Genomic DNA, 16251 nt, shown 5'->3' with positions numbered 1-16251 from the left:
TTAATAGCGTTAACCATTTGTTGGCACTTGCCCTGCAGAACCGGAGACGAGGGTTCAGATAAGGGGTAGTGGCAATGGGCAACAGCCTGAAGAGCGCACGTTTCCTGGTGGATAGCCGGCTCCGCGACGCCGCACGTGGCGATGCGAATGCCTGTTACGATCTGGGCATCGTCTATTCGAGCGGCGCCGAAGGGATCGATGTCGATCTGATCGAAGCGCATAAATGGTTCAACATCGCCGCGGCGTCGGGCAGCGAGCGCGCGCAGGAATGCCGCGCCGAGATCGCCGACGACATGACCGCGCGAGAGATCATCGAAGCGCAGAAGGCGGCACGCGCCTGGCTCCGCGGACTGGAGCAGCGCGCGGCGTAGCGCTGGCGGACGCTATGGGCCGCCTGCCACCAACGCGCGTCATCCCCGCGGAAGCGGGGAACCATCTCCTGCCATCGCTGCGCCGCGCGGCGGCCGTGATGCCGGCTGCGCGCGCCGGAGATGGGCCCCCGCTTTCGCGGGGGTGACGGGATGGTTATTCAGTCGCCGCCTTCTTCGCTGTGGTCTTTTTCGGCGCCGCCTTCTTGGCCGCAGGCTTTTTCGCCGCCGCCTTCTTCGGCGCGGCCTTCTTCTTGCCCTTGCCCTTGGGCGGACCCGCCGCGGCGCGCGCGTCGATCAGCTGCGCGGCTTCCTCGAGCGTCAGCTGGTCCTTGTCGATCGACTTGGGCAAAGTCGCATTGGTCTCGCCGTCGGTGACATAGGCGCCGTAGCGGCCCTCCATCAGCTTGATCTCGGCTTCGGTGCGCGGATGCGGGCCGAGCACCTTGAGCGGCGCCTGCGCGCCCCGCGCCGGACGCCCGCCGTTTGCCGCGGCCTCGGCCAGCTTGACCACCGCGGCATTCATTCCCGTCTCGAACACCTCCATCGTGCCCTGGAGCCGCGCATATTTGCCGTTGTGGGCAAGATAGGGGCCGTAGCGGCCGATCGAGGCAGTGATCGGGCTGCCGGTCTCCGGGTGCATGCCGATCGTGCGCGGCAGCTTGAGCAGCTTGAGCGCCATCTCAAGATCCATCTCGACGTCTTTCGGGATGGAGGCCCGCGCGGCCTCCTTGCCCTCGCCGAGCTGGATGTAGGGACCGAAACGCCCCGACTTGCGCTCGACGGGCAGGCCGGTGTCGGGATCGGTGCCGAGCGTCTCGGGGCCGTCGCTGTCGTCGCCTTCGCCGCCGGGCTGGGCGAAGCGGCGGGTGAACTTGCACTCGGGATAGTTGGAGCAGGCGACGAAGGCACCGAACTTGCCGCCGCGCAGCGCCAGCCTGCCCGCTTCGCACTTGGGGCAGAGCCGCGGATCGCTGCCGTCGGCCTTGGCCGGGAAGAGATAGGGTTCGAGGAACTTGTCGAGCTCGGCGGTGATCGCCGAGGGCTGTTGCTCCATCACCTCGGCGGTGCGCGGCTTGAAGTCTTTCCAGAAGGCTTCGAGCACGGCCTGCCATGCGGCGCGGCCGCCCGACACGTCGTCGAGCTCGTCCTCGAGCCCCGAGGTGAAGTCGTAATTGACGTATTTCTGGAAGAATCGCTCGAGGAACGCGGTCAGCAGCCGGCCGCTCTCCTCGGCGAAGAAGCGGTTCTTCTCGACCCGGACATAGAGGCGGTCCTTGAGCACCTGGATGATCGAGGCATAGGTCGAAGGCCGGCCGATGCCGAGCTCCTCGAGCCGCTTGACCAGCGACGCCTCGGAGAAGCGCGGCGGGGGCTGGGTGAAATGCTGCTCGGCGTTGACCGCCTTCTTGGCGGGCGTCGCGCCTTCGCTGAGCTTGGGCAGGCGGCGGCTATCCTCGTCGGCATCCGCGTCGGCCTGTTGGCCAGAGCGGCCAACGGGGTCGTCGCGGCCTTCTTCGTAGAGCGCGAGATAGCCGGGGAAGAGCACGACCTGGCCGGTGGCGCGCAGGCCGTGCTGGCCGGTGGCGTCCTCGAGGTCGATCGTCGTGCGCTCCATCCGTGCCGAGGCCATCTGGCTCGCGAGCGCGCGCTTCCAGATCAGATCGTACAGCCGGGCATGATCGCCGCCGCCGGCTTTGTCCTTGGAGAAATCGGTCGGCCGGATCGCCTCATGCGCTTCCTGCGCATTCTTGGCCTTGGTCGTATAGACGCGCGGCTTTTCCGGCACATAATGGCCGTCATAGCGGTTCACGACCGCTTTTCGGGCCTCCTGGATGGCATCGCCGTCCATCGTGACGCCGTCGGTCCGCATATAAGTGATCGCGCCGTCCTCGTAGAGACCCTGGGCGATGCGCATCGTGTGGCTGGCGGAGAAACCGAGTTTCCGCGCGGCCTCCTGCTGGAGCGTCGAGGTGGTGAAGGGCGGCGGCGGATTGCGCATCGCGGGCTTGGTCTCGACCGATGCGACCGAGAAGCGGCCTTCCTCGACGGCCTTCCTGGCGGCCTCGGCGGTCTTGCCGTCGCCGATCGTCAGGCGATCGATCTTGTCGCCCTTATATTTGTTGAGCCGCGCGACGAAGGGCGTGCCGTCCTGCTCCATGTCGGCGGTGACCGACCAATATTCCTGCGGGCGGAAGCTTTCGATCTCGCGCTCGCGATCGACGATGATGCGCAAAGCCACCGACTGGACCCGCCCCGCCGACTTGGCGCCCGGCAGCTTGCGCCACAGCACCGGCGAGAGGGTGAAGCCGACCAGATAATCGAGCGCGCGGCGGGCGCGATAGGCGTCGATCAGATCGGTATCGAGCTCGCGCGGATGCGCCATCGCATGGAGCACCGCGGGCTTGGTGATCGCGTTGAAGGTGACTCGCTCGACTTCCTTGGGCAGCGCCTTCTTGTTGCGGAGCACTTCCTGGACGTGCCAGCTGATCGCCTCGCCCTCGCGATCGGGATCGGTCGCGAGGATCAGGCGATCGGCGGTCTTGGCGAGATCGGTGATCGCCTTGAGCTGCTTGCTTTTGTCGGCATAGGCTTCCCATTCCATCGCGAAGCCCTCGTCGGGGTTCACCGATCCGTCGCGCGCCGGAAGATCGCGGACATGGCCGTAGGAGGCGAGGACGCGATAGTCCTTGCCGAGATATTTCTCGATGGTTTTGGCCTTGGCGGGCGATTCGACGATGACAAGCTGCATGGAGTTTTCGCGTTCCTCACGTGTACGCGTGTAAGGTGGGGGGGCTTTTGGCGGGGCGTCAAGGGTGCCGCTTATGGGTGCCGGACGCCACGCGACGCTAGGGAAAGCGGGCAAGCGTGCGACCTCGGGCTCGCCACCGCCTTGGCATTGCAGGGCTATCTGCCGGAAATCACCCGGGAAATCGACCCGATCGACTGGGCGCAGCCGCCCTTGAAATCCGGTTTCGGCACCCGACTATGGAAGGCCCGCGTGCAAGCGGACTCCAGGAGAGGGCAACCCCATGTTTTCGATACTATCCATGCTTGCGCTCGCGCCGGCGCTCGTCGCCAGCGCGCCCGCGCCCCAGGACGCCACGGCCGCAGTCGGGCGCTGGAAGACCGAGACGCGCAACGCCGTGGTCGAAATCCAGCGCTGCGGCGCATCGATCTGCGGCCGGATCCTGACCTCGGACGCGCTGCGCACCAATCCCAACCTGCAGGACGCCCGGAATCGCGACGCTGCGCTGCGCAGCCGGAAGCTGCGCGGTCTGCAGATCCTCGGCGGGTTCAAGCAGCAGGGCAATGGCTGGACCGGCGGCAAGATCTACAATGCCGAAGACGGCAAGACCTATGGCGCGGACATCAGCCTGGCCGACGCCAACACGCTGAAGCTGCGCGGGTGCGTGTTCAAGCCGCTCTGCAAGACCCAGACCTGGACCCGGATGCGCTGAGGCGCGCTGGCCACACCGTTCAACCACCCGCATTCGACCACCGTTACCAGTTAATAGCGTACAGGATTGCCCAACATGCTTCTCAAGGCCTCGCTCGTCGCCGCTTCCGCTCTCACCTCCATCTTCGCCTTCGCCGGGCCGGCCAACGCCCAGGCCTTCTACCTCCAGGAGCAATCGGCGCGCGGCGCGGGCCGCGCCTTTTCGGGCGAAGTCGCCGATACCGGCGCGCCGTCGCTGTGGTGGAACCCCGCCTCGATCGCCGGCATGACCCAGGCCGAGGCGGCGATCGCCGCCGCGGCGATCCTGCCCAAGGGCGACGTCGTCAACAATGCCACGCTGATCCGGCGCCTGGGCCAGGCCTTTGCGCCGGTCGGCGGCGAGCAGGTTTCGCGCAATCCGATCAACAAGGGGGTGCTGCCTTCCGGCGCGATCGCGATTCCGCTCAACGATCGGATCGCCTTCGGCCTCGCGCTCTCCTCGCCCTACAGCTTCACCACCGATTATGCCGAGGATAGCTGGGCGCGCTATTCGGCGGATCGCACCAAGCTGCTGACGATCGACATCCAGCCTTCGGTCGCGGTGGCGCTGACCGATTGGCTGCGCGTCGGCGCCTCGCTCAACGTCGAATATGCCGACGCCAGTCTCAGCAACGCGCTGCCCAACGTCCTCGCGACGCTTCCCGACGGCCGGCAGGAGCTCAAGGGCAATGGCTGGGATTTCGGCTGGAGCGCCGGCGTGCAGATGCACAACGACTTCATGACCGTCGGCATCGCCTATAAATCGGGCATCAAGCATCATCTGACTGGCGACCTGACGGTCAGCGGGCTTGTCGGGCCGCTCGCCGCGTCGAACCGCTCGCTGTCGGACGTCGAAGCCACCTTCAGCACGCCCGCGCAGATCATCGTCGGCACGCGCCTCCGCGTCGCCCCGAAGGTCACGCTTAACGCGCAGGCGGTACGCTTCACCTGGGCCGATTTCGACGCGATCCGGCTCGGCGCGCCGGTCAACGAAGCGCTGCCGCAAAGCTATCGCAACACGCTGAGCGTCGCCGGCGGTATCGACTATGACGCCAGCGACAGGCTCACCGTGCGCGCGGGCGTCCAGCGCGGCCAGACGCCGACCCAGAACGGGCTGCGCGATGCGCGCGTGCCCGATTCCAACCGCTGGAACTATGGCGTCGGCGGCAGCTACCAGCTGACCCCGCGGATCGGAGTCGATCTCGGCGCCAATTATGTGACGTTCGAGGACCAGACGATCGATCGCCCGACCGCCGCCTATGCCGGCACCGCCGCGCAGACGGCGATCCTGAGCGACGGTACGCTGCAGAATGCGCATGCGATCGTGCTTTCGCTCGGGGCCCGCGTCGGCTTCTGAACCAAGACGGCGGGCGCGGCTTCCGCGTCCGCCGGTTCTAGCGAAGGCTTACCCGACCGCCGGCATGGCGCTCGAGCCGGCCGGCGAGTTCGAGTTCCAGCAGGACGGTTTGCACGACGGCGGGAGCCAGCCCGGCCTGGCGGATGAGTTCGTCCACAGCGACCGGCACCGGGCCCAGCAGGCCTTCGACGGCGCGGCGCTCGGGATCGCTCGCGTCCTGCGGCGGCGGACCCGCGAAGCTGCCGCCGGGCGAACGCACCACGCGGGCATCGATCGGGCGGACGGCCTCCAGGATATCGTCCACCGACTGCACCAGCGTCGCACCTTCGCGGATCAGCAGATTGCAGCCCTGCGCGCGCGGATCGAGCGGAGAGCCGGGGACGGCCATGACGTCGCGACCCGCCTCGGCGGCGATCCGAGCGGTAATCAGCGAGCCCGAGCGTGGCGCGGCCTCGACCACCACGGTGCCCCGCGCCAACCCGGCGATGATTCGATTGCGCGAGGGAAAGAAGCGGGCGAGCGGTTCGGTGCCCGGTGGCTGTTCGGCGAGGAGCAGTCCTTCGCGCGCGACGCGTTCCTGCAGGTCGGCATTTTCGGGCGGGAAGGCGATATCGATGCCGCTGGCGATGACGCCGACGGTGCCGCCCGCGAGCGAGCCGACATGCGCGGCGGTGTCGATGCCGCGGGCGAGGCCGGAGACGACGGTGGCGCCTGCCTCGGCCAGGCCCAGCGCCAATTGCCGCGCGAAGCGGCAGGCGGCGGCGGAGGCGTTGCGGGCGCCGACCATCGCGATGCAGGTCCGCTGGAGCAGTTCGAGCCGGCCGCGCAGGATCAGGGCGGGCGGGGCGCTGTCGGTTTCCGCGAGGAGCGCCGGATACTCCGAGTCGCCGAGGAACAGGTAGCGGGCCCCGAGCTTCTCGACCGCGGCGATCTCGCGCCGGACCCTGCCGATGTCGGCGATCGCCGGCGCGCGCCCGCCGCCGCGCGCGGCCAGCATCGGCAAGGCTTCGAGCGCCGCCTCGGCGGTGCCGAACCGGGCGATCAACTGGGCATAGGTGACGGGTCCGATATTCGCCGAGCGCAGCAGCCGTAGCCGTGGCTCGCGCGGATCAGCCATTCTTGCGGCCGACTCGCGGCTCGGTGCCGTTCAGCAGCCGAGCGATATTCTCGCGATGCTTCCAAATCACGATCAGCGCCAGCCCGACCAGCGGCACGACCAGGTCGATCCGTCCCCAGAGCGCGACCGCGACGGGAGCGCTGACCGCAGCGGCCATCCCCGCTACCGAGGAAATGCGCAGCGTCGCAAGCACGCCCAGCCAAACCAAAGCGAAGACAAGGCCGGCAGGCCAGTGCAACGCGACGACGATTCCCATCAGCGTCGCCACGCCCTTGCCGCCACGGAATTTGAGCCAGACCGGATAGCAATGGCCGATGAAGGCGCCGAGCCCGCCCAGAATTGCGGTGCCCGGGAACAGCCCTTCGGCAAGCAGCACCGCCGCGGCGCCCTTGGCCATGTCGAGCAGCAAAGTCGCGGCCGCCAAACCCTTGCGTCCGGTACGCAGCACGTTGGTTGCGCCGATATTGCCCGATCCGATCTGGCGCAGATCGCCAGCGCCGGCCATCCGGGTCAGGAGCACGCCGAACGGGATCGAGCCGAGCAGATAGCCGAGCACGAGCGCCGCAGCGGGACCCGCCCATAGAATTTCGGTTGGCACTTGCGCTCCCCTTGATCGCGACGATCATAGCCGTTGCCGGGGGACGCGCAACATTGACCGCGGCGGGCGACCGGGCCATCCGGCTGCCAATGTCCGACGATCGCCCGATCCTGTTCTTCGATTCCGGCGTTGGCGGGCTTTCCGTGCTCGCGCCGACCGCGGGGCTGCTGCCGCAGGCGCCGTTGGTCTATGTCGCCGATTCGGCGGGCTTTCCCTACGGCACGCGGAGCGAAGCCGAGATCGCGGCGCGGGTGCCGGCGCTGCTGGGGCGGCTGGCCGAGCGATTCGACCCCCGGCTGATCGTCATTGCATGCAACACCGCATCGACGATCGCGCTCCAGCATGTCCGCGCGGCGCTGGACGTGCCGATCGTCGGCACCGTGCCCGCGATCAAGCCCGCAGCCGAATCGAGCAAGACGCGCGTCATCGGCGTGCTCGGCACCGAGGCGACGGTGCGCCAGCCTTATGTCGACGATCTCGCGGCGCGCTTTGCGGGGGACTGCACGGTGCTGCGGCATGGCTCCGCCGAACTGGTGGAAATGGCCGAGGCGGCGCTGGCGGGCACGGCGCCGGGACCCGATCGGCTGCGCGCGGTTCTGGAGGGATTGCTCGACCAGCCTGGCGGCGAACGAATCGACGTGATCGTCAACGCCTGCACCCATTTCCCGTTGATCAAGGGCGACCTGGCCGGCGTCGCGCCGCGGCCCATCGCGTTTGTCGACGGGGGGGCGGGGATCGCACGGCGGGTTGCCCATCTCACGCAAGGGCAATCCTGGCCGGAAAAATCCGTAGCGGGGAAGGCTGTGTTCACCGCGATGGATGCGCGGGCCGAGTCGTTGCGCCCGGCGCTCGCGCGTTACGGTCTGGTCCAGGTCGTCGCGCTTTAGGCCTGTGCGATTCAGGCCTGTGCGATCGCCGGCATCTTCATCGGATCGCGCAGCTTCGCCGAATAATGTTCGGCCAGCTCCAGATGAACACGCCGCGCCGACGAATCGTCAGCCCGCGCTGCATGTTCCCGCTCCTGGCGGAGGCGCTGCTCGTAGTATTCCAGGTCCCGGTTCGACATTTTTCCGCTCCGTTTCTGGTTGGCGAGGGCGAATGCCCTCAATCGCAGACTTGCTTGTTTGCCCGAGTCGTCTGCGATGTATGGAGTTTTATCATATTGATGCAGATGCGAATTAACCGAAATCAGATTCGGCGACGGACGGTGCAAAAGATGGAGAACCTTTCACTGCCGCCAGCCTTTGCGGGCGCTCCCAAGCAAATTGTGGGCGTCCGGCGGCTGGAAATGCCCAGATTTTGGGCGTAGGGGACCCTTCCTATGCGCACCCAAGACAGCCCGTCGCCCGCCATGGACTATTCACGGGTATTCAACCAGGCGATCGACCGGCTGCATGCCGAAGGCCGCTACCGCGTGTTCATCGACGTGCTGCGGAACAAGGGCGCCTATCCCAATGCCCGCTGCTTTGCAGGGCATAATGGCCCCAAGCCGATCGTGGTGTGGTGCTCGAACGACTATCTGGCGATGGGCCAGCATCCGGATGTTATCGCGGCGATGGAAGAGGCGCTCCACGACGTCGGCGCCGGTTCGGGCGGCACGCGCAACATCGGCGGCAACACCCATTATCATATCCAGCTCGAGCAGGAACTGGCCGACCTGCACGGCAAGGAATCGGCACTGCTGTTCACCTCGGGCTATGTCTCGAACGAGGCGACGCTCTCGACGCTGGCCAAGCTGATGCCGGGCTGCATCGTCTATTCGGACGAGCTCAACCATGCATCGATGATCGCCGGCATCCGCAGCTCGGGCTGCGAGAAGCGGGTGTTCCGCCACAACGACCTGGCGCATCTGGAAGAATTGCTGGCAGCCGACGACGCCGGCGCGCCCAAGCTGATCGCGTTCGAGAGCGTCTATTCGATGGACGCCGACATCGCCCCGATCGCCGAGATTTGCGATCTGGCCGACAAGTATAATGCGCTCACCTATCTCGACGAGGTCCATGCCGTCGGCATGTATGGCCCGCGCGGCGGCGGCATTTCCGAGCGCGAGGGGCTGGCCGAGCGGATCAACATCATCGAGGGCACGCTGGGCAAGGCGTTCGGGGTGATGGGGGGCTATATCGCCGCCGATCAGGTGATCATCGACGTGATCCGCAGCTATGCGCCGGGGTTCATCTTCACGACCTCGCTCTCGCCCGTCCTCGTCGCAGGCGCGCTGGCGAGCGTACGGCACCTGAAGGGTTCGAGCAGCGAGCGCGAGGGCCAGCAGGCGTCGGCCGCCAAGCTCAAGCAATTGATGGCGGACGCCGGCTTGCCCGTGATGCCCTCGACCACGCACATCGTCCCGCTGATGGTGGGCGATCCGGTGAAGGCCAAGAAGATCAGCGACGTGCTGCTCGCCGAATATGGCGTCTACGTCCAGCCGATCAATTACCCCACCGTGCCGCGCGGCAGCGAGCGGCTGCGCTTCACCCCCGGCCCCGCGCATGACGAGGCGATGATGCGCGAGCTGGTCGACGCGCTGGTCGAGATCTGGGGCCGGCTGGAGCTGCGCAAGGCGGCTTGAGCGTGGCGGTGGGTCAGGCCCGGCGGAGTACGCCGCTCCAGGCATAGCCACGCAGAAGCGATCGGAATTCCAGCGAAAGGCCAAGATCCTCGGCGACTCGCTTGAGGACCGCGGGCAGTTCGCGGCGGGGGAAAACATGGAAATCGTTGAGTGACTTGAAGTGCAGCCGTTTGGCCAGCGCCGGCAAACGCTCATATTGGCCGAAATCGACGATGTGGAGGCTGCCCCCCGGCGCCAGGCACCGGGCACCACGCGCGATCGCGTCCTGCCAGGGCGGGATCATCGACAAGGTGTAGCTCATGAACACCCGGTCGACCTTGTCGAGACCGAACAGCGATTGCGGATCGAAGCTGCCGGCATCGCCCTGCGCCAGGATCACCTTGTCCGAAAGCCCGGCGCGCGCCACCGATTTGCGCGCGGTCTCGAGCATCGCCTCGCTGATGTCGAAGCCGTAGAAGCGGGCATCGGGCCATTGCTTCGCGGCCATGATCAGATTGCGCGCGGTGCCGCATCCCACTTCGAGCACCGTCCCCCGGGGGGGCGGGGCAAGCTGGCGGATCAGCCGGTCGCGGCCCAGCAGATAGAAGCGGCGGGTGAGATCGTAAAAGTGGCGATGAAGCGAATAGACATCGTCCATCAGCGCTTTCTGGCCCGTCACCGCTTCGCTCATCCCTGCGGCTTCAGCGTCCAGAGGTGGGTGGCGCCATAGACGGCCGAGCGATCGCGCCGGGTCCAGTCGTCGCGCAGCGCCTTGGGGGCATAGTCCCACTGGTCGAGGATCGCCTCGGGAACGTGGCCGGCGACGACATCGGGGATGGCGGCGGTACGATAGAGGACACGCGCTCCGGGCTTCGCGGTGCGCGTGACTTCGCTCCACAGCTGGGTGAGCTGGGCGTCGGTCATCCAGTCCTGAGCGTCGAGGAAGAGGTAGCGGTCGAGCGACTGGGCGGGCATCGACTGGAGATAGTCGACCATATTCTGGTGGCGGATTTCCACGCGATCCGCGCGCTCGCGCACGGTGTCGTAGTGGCGTGCCTGCAGATAGGGCGGCAAGGGCGCATCCGGACCCTTGCCATAGCCGCGGCCAAAGGCCTGCCAGGCGAAATAATTGTCCTTGAGATCGAAGTCGCAGGCAAGCTTCTCGAGCCGGCTGCGCAGCGCGCCGGCGATGCCCTGCTGATCGTCGGCCTTGAGCAGGTCGTATTGGACGGGCGGGATGCCGAAGCCGAACAGGGCGGCGGGCTGATCGATCAGCCAGCGCAGCAGCTTCTTCTCGAAGATGGGCGCATAGCTGGCCTCGAAGATCGCCCGCTGTTCCTCAAGCGTGCGGGCCCTCAGGATCCGGGTGGGATCGGTGCCGTAGAAGCGCGCAATCTTGTGGATGAAGCCGATCAGCCGGCCGAGCAGCCCATGGCGATAGAAGCCGCGACGAAAGGCGTCGATCCGACGCGCGCCACCGGGGGTGCGATGGTCCCAATATGCGCGCGAGGTCTCGTCCAGATGCGGCCGGATATGCGCGCGATAGGCCATGATGTTGGCGGCGCTGTCGGCCGCGCCGAAGAAGCGATGAAAGGCGGCATAGTCCGGCAAATGGAGCGCAGCCTGCTGCTTGAGCTTGTTGAGCGCGACATGCGCCGGATTGAGATCGACCGCGGTAATTTTCTTCGGGTTCGCGGTAAGATAGGAAAAGACGTTGCAACCGCCCGAGGCGATCGTGACCACATGGCAATCGGGCGTGATCGCCAGCGCTTCCATGTCGATGTCGGGATCTTCCCAGATCTGCGCATAGACCAGGCCGCGGAACGCAAAGGTGAAGGCCCGTTCGAGGAGGCCTTCCTTGCTCAGATGTTCGTGCCGGTGCACCGCGCCGCGCACGGCGCCGTTCTTTGGCGTCTTCGCAATGTTTCCCATCGTCGAACTCCCCGGGCGCCCGCACGCTCGCGAAGCGATGCGAGCGCCCTAACCGCTGCATGTGGCAGTCCGGTGACGATGGCTGCCGTCAGTTCTTCGTCACGCCGCCGGCGAGCGGCCAGTCGGTGTCGCCGATCCGTGTTAGGGTCATCTCGAAAAAGCGCTGCGGCGGCTGGCCGGGGGCAATGCGATCGCCGACCTCGGTCCATTTGCCGCCTTCGAACCGTGCTTCGTAATGGATCATCGCCGGCCCGGCGGGAATGTCCCACGTCCATCCCGTTCCGGTCAGCTTAAGCTCGAAACGGCCGCTGCGGCCCTGGGCGTGGCTGTTCATCCAATAGGTTTTGGTCGCCACGTCGTAGGAGATCGTGGCGAAGGCGTTGAAGCCGACGCTGCCATCCTCGAGATAGGCCTTGCCCTCGACCAGCGTCAGGGTGCCGTCCAGGAAGGGGCCGACGCGCTCGGTCTGGGTCATGCGGATCTCGCCCTGGGGCGTCTTCGTGCTGGCGGGCCCCCGCCAGATCCCGCGCATCGGCGCGATCTTCGCCATCGCCGCCTGCTGCGCCGTGATCGCACCATGATCCATGCCCTGCGCCTGCGCTGCGATCGGCGCCAGCAGGAGCGCGCCTGCGGCTAGCCAATATCGTCTTGTCATCCTTCATCCCCGATTGCTCTGCCGGGCGCGCGGTGGCAGCCTCTCCGCCATGCTCTTCGCCCGGACCGCATCGCCAGACCGTCGCGAGGCCGCGCCCGGCAAGTCCGGTTTCGCGAATCGCGCAGGCGACTTCGCGAAACGCGTCCGGCTTGATCGGGCGCCGCCGGGTTTCCCGATCCTGTGGATCGCCTGCGCGGCCGCGGCGGGGCTGATGATCGTGACCGGCGGCTTCCGCACCGGCGAGCTGCCGCTGGCGCAGCGCGCGCTGTTCTGGATCTTGCTGATGGGCTGGAACGCGGCCAAATGGCAGAGCTGGTTCCTCCTGACCGTCCGCAAGCCGGCCGACTGGCCGCGCGCGTCGCTGTTGGGGACTTTGCTGCTCAACCTGCCCTTACCGCTCGAGATCGGGCTGTGCGGGCGGCTGGTGGGTCTGTCGATGCGGGCAGGGCCTTGGGAAACCTGGGGGCGCGCGCTGGCAATCTCTTTCCTGATCGTGGCCGTGGCGGGGCTCGTCAGCTGGACCGTGCTGCGGCGTGCGGGATCGCAGGAAAAGGGCGAGGTGGAGGATGGCCTGCTGGCGCGCGCCCGGATCCTCCCCGATAGCCTCGCTTCCATCCAGGCGGAGGATCATTATTGCCGGGTGCGCGGTCGCGACGGCGAGACCGCTCTGGTCCATTATCGCTTCGGCGATGCGCTGGCCGAGGTGGCGGGTATCAATGGCGCCCGGGTGCATCGGGGCGCCTGGGTGGCGGCGCAGGCGGTGCTCGGAGCGCGTCGCCAGGGCCGGCGCTGGCGGCTGCTGCTTGCCGACGGGAGCGATCTGGCGGTCAGCGCGACCTATTTGGGGGAAGCTCGGCGGCGGGGCTGGTTGCACCCGCCGCCTCGCCGGATGAATTAGTCGACCGTATTGTCGATCGCGTTGCCGGTATTCTCGGCACCGTTGGCGAAGGCGTCGCCAACATCGTCCGCGGTGTTCTCGATCACGGCGCCGGCGCGGTCCGCACCGTTCTCGATCATCGCGCCGGTGGCGTCGGCGGCATTTTCCAGGCTTTCACCGGTCTGATCGAGCGAATTGCTCAGATTGTCCTGCGTCGACTCCGAGCAGGCGCCGAGCGCCAGGCCGAGTGCGAGGGCGGGGGCGATCATGAGAAGGGATTTGCGCATTTTGGTCTCCAGAAAGAATGACTCGGTCTAGCCAGCTTGGTCCGGGCGGCGTAGGGACGCGCCATGTCGCGCCGCATCGCCATTGCCTCGGATCATGCCGCTTACGTCATGAAGACCGAACTTGCCAATTGGTTGCGTGGCTTGGGCCATGATCTGGTCGATCTCGGCACGCACGGCCCCGAAAGCGTCGATTATCCCGATTACGGCTTTGCCCTGGGCCAGGCGATCGAACGCGGCGAGGCGGAGATCGGCATCGCCTTGTGCGGCTCGGGGATCGGCATCTCCATCGCAGTCAACCGCAATCCCGCCGCGCGTTGCGCGCTGGTCGCCGAGCCGCTGTCCGCCAGCCTTGCCCGGCAGCATAATGACGCCAACGTCATCGCGCTCGGCGCCCGCCTGATCGGGACCGAGATGGCGCAGGCGTGCATCAGCGCCTTTCTGGAAACCGAATTCCTGGGCGACCGCCACGCGCGGCGCGTCGACAAACTCAGCCAAAGGAGCCCGTCATGAGCACCAACCCGCAGATCGCCGGGCTGCAGCCCGACGGCTTCTTCACCAAGACGCTTTCCGAGGTCGATCCGCAGGTGTTCGCCGGCGTCCGCCACGAACTGGATCGCGAGCAGCACCAGATCGAACTGATCGCCAGCGAGAATATCGTCTCCAAGGCGGTGCTCGAGGCGCAGGGCTCGGTCTTCACCAACAAATATGCCGAGGGCTATCCCGGCAAGCGCTATTACCAGGGCTGCCACCCTTCGGACGAGGTGGAGACGCTGGCGATCGAGCGCGCCAAGCAATTGTTCAACTGCGGCTTCGTCAACGTCCAGCCGCATTCGGGCGCGCAGGCCAATGGCGCGGTGATGCTGGCGCTGACCAAGCCCGGCGACACGATCATGGGACTCAGCCTCGATGCCGGCGGGCACCTGACCCATGGCGCAAAGGCGGCGATGAGCGGCAAATGGTTCAACGCGGTCCAATATGGCGTCGATCCGGTCAGCCATCTGATCGATTTCGACGAGGTTCTGGCCAAGGCCAAGGAGCATCGCCCGAAACTGATCATCGCGGGCGGCTCGGCCTATCCGCGGATCATTGACTTCGCCAAGTTCCGCGCGATCGCCGATGAAGTCGGCGCACTCTTCATGGTCGATATGGCGCATTTCGCCGGTCTCGTCGCCGGCGGCGCGCATCCGACGCCGTTCGGCCACGCGCATGTCGTCACCACCACGACGCACAAGACGCTGCGGGGCCCGCGCGGCGGCATGGTGCTGACCGATGACGAGGCGATCGCCAAGAAGATCAACTCGGCCGTGTTCCCGGGGCTCCAGGGCGGGCCGCTGATGCATGTGATCGCCGCCAAGGCGGTTGCGTTCGGCGAAGCGCTGCAGCCCGATTACAAGCGCTACATCGCGGCGGTGGTCGAGAATGCCAAGGTGCTCGCCGCGACGCTGAACGAGCGCGGCGCCAACCTTGTCTCGGGCGGGACCGACACGCATCTGGCGCTGGTCGACCTGACTCCGCTTGGCGTCACCGGTCGCGACGCCGACGAGGCGCTCGAGCGTGCGTCGATCACCTGCAACAAGAACGGCATTCCCAACGATCCGCTGCCGCCGGTCAAGACCAGCGGCATCCGCGTCGGCTCCCCGGCCGGCACCACGCGCGGCTTCGGCGCGGGCGAGTTTCGCGAGATCGGCAACATGGTCGCCGACGTGCTCGACGGGCTGCGCCAGAAGGGTGAGCAGGGCGACGCCCAGGTCGAGGCCGCGGTCCGCGAGCGCGTCCGGGCGCTGTGCGCGCGCTTCCCAATCTATCCGGATGCCTGATGCGCTGTCCCTTTTGCGCCAATGAAGACAGTCAGGTGAAGGACAGCCGCCCCACCGAAGACGGGGCGGCGATCCGGCGCCGGCGGCAGTGCGAGGCGTGCGCGGCGCGCTTCACGACCTTCGAGCGCATCCAGTTGCGCGACCTGACGGTGGTGAAGAGCCAGGAGCGGCGCGAGCCGTTCGAGCGCGACAAGCTCATCCGATCGGTCACGCTCGCCGCGCGCAAGCGGCCGGTCACCGCAGCGCAGATCGAGCGGCTGGTCTCGGGCATCCAGCGTCAGCTGGAGACGCTGGGCGACAGCGAAATCCCGTCGCAGCGGATCGGCGAACTGGTGATGGAGGGGCTCAAGGGCCTCGATTCGGTCGCCTATATCCGCTTCGCCTCGGTCTATAAGGATTTCCGCGAGGCGCGCGACTTCGAGGAATTCGCGGGCAATGTCAGCGAGGTCGGCAAGGGGTGAACCCGGTCATCGTCCTGGTCCGGCCCCAGCTTGGCGAGAATATCGGCAAGGCGGCGCGGGCGATGCTCAATTTCGGGCTGACCGAGATGCGGCTGGTGACTCCGCGCGACGGCTGGCCCAATCCGTCGGCAGGCCCGGCGGCGAGCGGCGCGGACATCGTCCTCGAACAGGCGCAGGTCTTCGCTAGCGTGGCCGAGGCGGTCGGCGATTGCGCGCAGGTCTATGCGACCACGGTGCGCAAGCGCGGCGTGACCAAGCCGGTGGTGACGCCCGAGGAGGCAGCGCGCGAGGTTCGGGCCGCGCCGGGACGCTCGGCGATCCTGTTCGGGCCCGAGCGATCGGGGCTGGCGACCGACGATGTCGCGCTTGCACGGAAAATCCTGACCGTGCCGATCAACCCCGAATTCGGATCGCTCAATCTCGCGCAGGCTGTCATCCTCGTCGCCTATGAATGGTCGAAGGGGCAGGGGCTTGCGAGCCCGCCGACGACCCATCTCGAACCTCCGGCGCCGCAAGAAGAGCTTGAGGGGATGATGGCGCAGCTCGAGGGGATGCTCGCCGATACCGGCTATTATTACCCGCTGGATCGCGTGCCGACGATCCGCCGCACGCTGCGCACCCTGCTCACCAAGCCGAGCTGGTCTTCGCAGGAAGTGCGCACCGTGCGGGGGGTGCTCTCTGCGCTGGCGGGCCGGAAACAGCATCGCAGCTGATACCTTCTCGAACTCGCAAACTTATGTTAAAGCGCCCAATTCCGAT

The 16251-nt window shown here is 66.9% G+C and carries 18 protein-coding genes; 10 read left to right on the top strand and 8 right to left on the bottom strand.

Annotated features, from left to right (window positions below):
* Positions 1-74: 74 nt before the first annotated feature.
* Positions 75-371, top strand: a complete 297-nt coding sequence (locus OKW87_RS09950; protein WP_265539109.1) for an SEL1-like repeat protein — start codon at positions 75-77, stop codon at positions 369-371.
* Between the two features lie 154 nt (positions 372-525).
* Here the strand turns inward: OKW87_RS09950 and topA are convergent, their stop codons facing one another.
* Positions 526-3120, bottom strand: a complete 2595-nt coding sequence (topA, locus tag OKW87_RS09945; RefSeq protein ID WP_265539107.1) for a type I DNA topoisomerase — start codon at positions 3118-3120, stop codon at positions 526-528.
* A gap of 298 nt (positions 3121-3418) precedes the next feature.
* On the opposite strand from topA, the gene OKW87_RS09940 reads away from it, so the two are divergent.
* On the top strand, positions 3419-3829 hold the full coding sequence (locus OKW87_RS09940) for a DUF2147 domain-containing protein (protein ID WP_265539105.1): 411 nt from the start codon (positions 3419-3421) through the stop codon (positions 3827-3829).
* Between the two features lie 75 nt (positions 3830-3904).
* On the top strand, positions 3905-5203 hold the full coding sequence (locus OKW87_RS09935; protein WP_265539103.1) for an OmpP1/FadL family transporter: 1299 nt from the start codon (positions 3905-3907) through the stop codon (positions 5201-5203).
* Between the two features lie 37 nt (positions 5204-5240).
* Here OKW87_RS09935 and dprA read toward each other — a convergent pair whose 3' ends face one another.
* Both dprA and plsY read right to left on the bottom strand, forming a co-directional pair.
* Positions 5241-6320 carry a DNA-processing protein DprA gene (gene dprA, locus OKW87_RS09930; RefSeq protein WP_265539102.1) on the bottom strand — a complete coding sequence of 360 codons (1080 nt, stop codon included), beginning with the start codon at positions 6318-6320 and terminating at the stop codon, positions 5241-5243.
* Positions 6313-6918: a glycerol-3-phosphate 1-O-acyltransferase PlsY gene (gene plsY, locus OKW87_RS09925; protein WP_265539100.1), complete on the bottom strand. Its 606-nt coding sequence runs from the start codon at positions 6916-6918 to the stop codon at positions 6313-6315. The genes dprA and plsY overlap by 8 nt, the downstream gene beginning before the upstream one ends.
* Before the next feature lie 89 nt (positions 6919-7007).
* Between plsY and murI the strand changes: the two genes are divergently transcribed.
* Entirely contained in the window at positions 7008-7805 is a 798-nt protein-coding gene (murI, locus tag OKW87_RS09920) for a glutamate racemase (RefSeq protein WP_265539098.1), read from the top strand.
* A gap of 11 nt (positions 7806-7816) precedes the next feature.
* Here the strand turns inward: murI and OKW87_RS09915 are convergent, their stop codons facing one another.
* On the bottom strand, positions 7817-7984 hold the full coding sequence (locus OKW87_RS09915; RefSeq protein WP_265539096.1) for a hypothetical protein: 168 nt from the start codon (positions 7982-7984) through the stop codon (positions 7817-7819).
* 285 nt (positions 7985-8269) lie between these two features.
* Here OKW87_RS09915 and hemA point away from each other — a divergent pair, with 285 nt between their 5' ends.
* Entirely contained in the window at positions 8270-9484 is a 1215-nt protein-coding gene (hemA, locus tag OKW87_RS09910) for a 5-aminolevulinate synthase (RefSeq protein ID WP_265539094.1), read from the top strand.
* A gap of 13 nt (positions 9485-9497) precedes the next feature.
* Here hemA and OKW87_RS09905 read toward each other — a convergent pair whose 3' ends face one another.
* From OKW87_RS09905 to OKW87_RS09895, 3 genes are all read right to left on the bottom strand, one after another.
* Complete coding sequence (locus OKW87_RS09905; protein WP_265539092.1) at positions 9498-10154, bottom strand: class I SAM-dependent methyltransferase; 657 nt, start codon at positions 10152-10154, stop codon at positions 9498-9500.
* Positions 10151-11395 carry a DUF3419 family protein gene (locus OKW87_RS09900; protein WP_265539090.1) on the bottom strand — a complete coding sequence of 415 codons (1245 nt, stop codon included), beginning with the start codon at positions 11393-11395 and terminating at the stop codon, positions 10151-10153. Before OKW87_RS09900 ends, OKW87_RS09905 begins: the two co-directional genes overlap by 4 nt.
* Positions 11396-11483: 88 nt before the next feature.
* Positions 11484-12050 carry a DUF1579 domain-containing protein gene (locus tag OKW87_RS09895; RefSeq protein WP_265539088.1) on the bottom strand — a complete coding sequence of 189 codons (567 nt, stop codon included), beginning with the start codon at positions 12048-12050 and terminating at the stop codon, positions 11484-11486.
* 49 nt (positions 12051-12099) lie between these two features.
* Between OKW87_RS09895 and OKW87_RS09890 the strand changes: the two genes are divergently transcribed.
* Positions 12100-12948 (top strand): LytTR family transcriptional regulator DNA-binding domain-containing protein, encoded by an 849-nt coding sequence (locus tag OKW87_RS09890; RefSeq protein WP_265539087.1) that lies wholly within the window; start codon positions 12100-12102, stop codon positions 12946-12948.
* Here OKW87_RS09890 and OKW87_RS09885 read toward each other — a convergent pair.
* Entirely contained in the window at positions 12945-13214 is a 270-nt protein-coding gene (locus OKW87_RS09885) for a hypothetical protein (RefSeq protein WP_265539085.1), read from the bottom strand. The genes OKW87_RS09890 and OKW87_RS09885 overlap by 4 nt on opposite strands.
* 63 nt (positions 13215-13277) lie before the next feature.
* Here OKW87_RS09885 and rpiB point away from each other — a divergent pair, with 63 nt between their 5' ends.
* The 4 genes from rpiB to OKW87_RS09865 are packed head-to-tail and all read left to right on the top strand — an operon-like array spanning position 13278 to position 16205.
* The gene (rpiB, locus tag OKW87_RS09880) at positions 13278-13724 is read left to right on the top strand and encodes a ribose 5-phosphate isomerase B (RefSeq protein ID WP_265539083.1); all 447 of its coding nucleotides are present in this window, start codon (positions 13278-13280) and stop codon (positions 13722-13724) included.
* Complete coding sequence (gene glyA, locus OKW87_RS09875) at positions 13721-15031, top strand: serine hydroxymethyltransferase (RefSeq protein WP_265539081.1); 1311 nt, start codon at positions 13721-13723, stop codon at positions 15029-15031. The genes rpiB and glyA overlap by 4 nt, the downstream gene beginning before the upstream one ends.
* Positions 15031-15492, top strand: coding sequence for a transcriptional regulator NrdR (nrdR, locus tag OKW87_RS09870; RefSeq protein WP_265539079.1), 462 nt, complete (start codon positions 15031-15033; stop codon positions 15490-15492). Before glyA ends, nrdR begins: the two co-directional genes overlap by 1 nt.
* A complete protein-coding gene (locus OKW87_RS09865) occupies positions 15489-16205 on the top strand; it encodes an RNA methyltransferase (protein WP_443025046.1) in 717 nt (238 codons plus the stop codon). Before nrdR ends, OKW87_RS09865 begins: the two co-directional genes overlap by 4 nt.
* Positions 16206-16251: the final 46 nt, after the last annotated feature.

Origin of the sequence: Sphingomonas sp. M1-B02 (assembly GCF_026167525.1) — a bacterium.
GTDB lineage: Bacteria > Pseudomonadota > Alphaproteobacteria > Sphingomonadales > Sphingomonadaceae > Sphingomonas.
This window is presented reverse-complemented; position numbering and strand designations above follow the sequence as displayed.

What these genes read in the sequence shown, in the direction of transcription:
- rpiB (WP_265539083.1), top strand. Translation starts at nt 13,278, where the DNA reads ATGTCGCGCCGCATCGCCATTGCCTCGGATCATGCCGCTTACGTCATG.
- dprA (WP_265539102.1), bottom strand. Translation starts at nt 6,320, where the DNA reads ATGGCTGATCCGCGCGAGCCACGGCTACGGCTGCTGCGCTCGGCGAAT.
- OKW87_RS09885 (WP_265539085.1), bottom strand. Translation starts at nt 13,214, where the DNA reads ATGCGCAAATCCCTTCTCATGATCGCCCCCGCCCTCGCACTCGGCCTG.
- OKW87_RS09890 (WP_265539087.1), top strand. Translation starts at nt 12,100, where the DNA reads ATGCTCTTCGCCCGGACCGCATCGCCAGACCGTCGCGAGGCCGCGCCC.
- OKW87_RS09895 (WP_265539088.1), bottom strand. Translation starts at nt 12,050, where the DNA reads ATGACAAGACGATATTGGCTAGCCGCAGGCGCGCTCCTGCTGGCGCCG.
- hemA (WP_265539094.1), top strand. Translation starts at nt 8,270, where the DNA reads ATGGACTATTCACGGGTATTCAACCAGGCGATCGACCGGCTGCATGCC.
- OKW87_RS09905 (WP_265539092.1), bottom strand. Translation starts at nt 10,154, where the DNA reads ATGAGCGAAGCGGTGACGGGCCAGAAAGCGCTGATGGACGATGTCTAT.
- OKW87_RS09950 (WP_265539109.1), top strand. Translation starts at nt 75, where the DNA reads ATGGGCAACAGCCTGAAGAGCGCACGTTTCCTGGTGGATAGCCGGCTC.
- OKW87_RS09900 (WP_265539090.1), bottom strand. Translation starts at nt 11,395, where the DNA reads ATGGGAAACATTGCGAAGACGCCAAAGAACGGCGCCGTGCGCGGCGCG.
- glyA (WP_265539081.1), top strand. Translation starts at nt 13,721, where the DNA reads ATGAGCACCAACCCGCAGATCGCCGGGCTGCAGCCCGACGGCTTCTTC.
- OKW87_RS09940 (WP_265539105.1), top strand. Translation starts at nt 3,419, where the DNA reads ATGCTTGCGCTCGCGCCGGCGCTCGTCGCCAGCGCGCCCGCGCCCCAG.
- OKW87_RS09915 (WP_265539096.1), bottom strand. Translation starts at nt 7,984, where the DNA reads ATGTCGAACCGGGACCTGGAATACTACGAGCAGCGCCTCCGCCAGGAG.
- OKW87_RS09935 (WP_265539103.1), top strand. Translation starts at nt 3,905, where the DNA reads ATGCTTCTCAAGGCCTCGCTCGTCGCCGCTTCCGCTCTCACCTCCATC.
- murI (WP_265539098.1), top strand. Translation starts at nt 7,008, where the DNA reads ATGTCCGACGATCGCCCGATCCTGTTCTTCGATTCCGGCGTTGGCGGG.
- topA (WP_265539107.1), bottom strand. Translation starts at nt 3,120, where the DNA reads ATGCAGCTTGTCATCGTCGAATCGCCCGCCAAGGCCAAAACCATCGAG.
- nrdR (WP_265539079.1), top strand. Translation starts at nt 15,031, where the DNA reads ATGCGCTGTCCCTTTTGCGCCAATGAAGACAGTCAGGTGAAGGACAGC.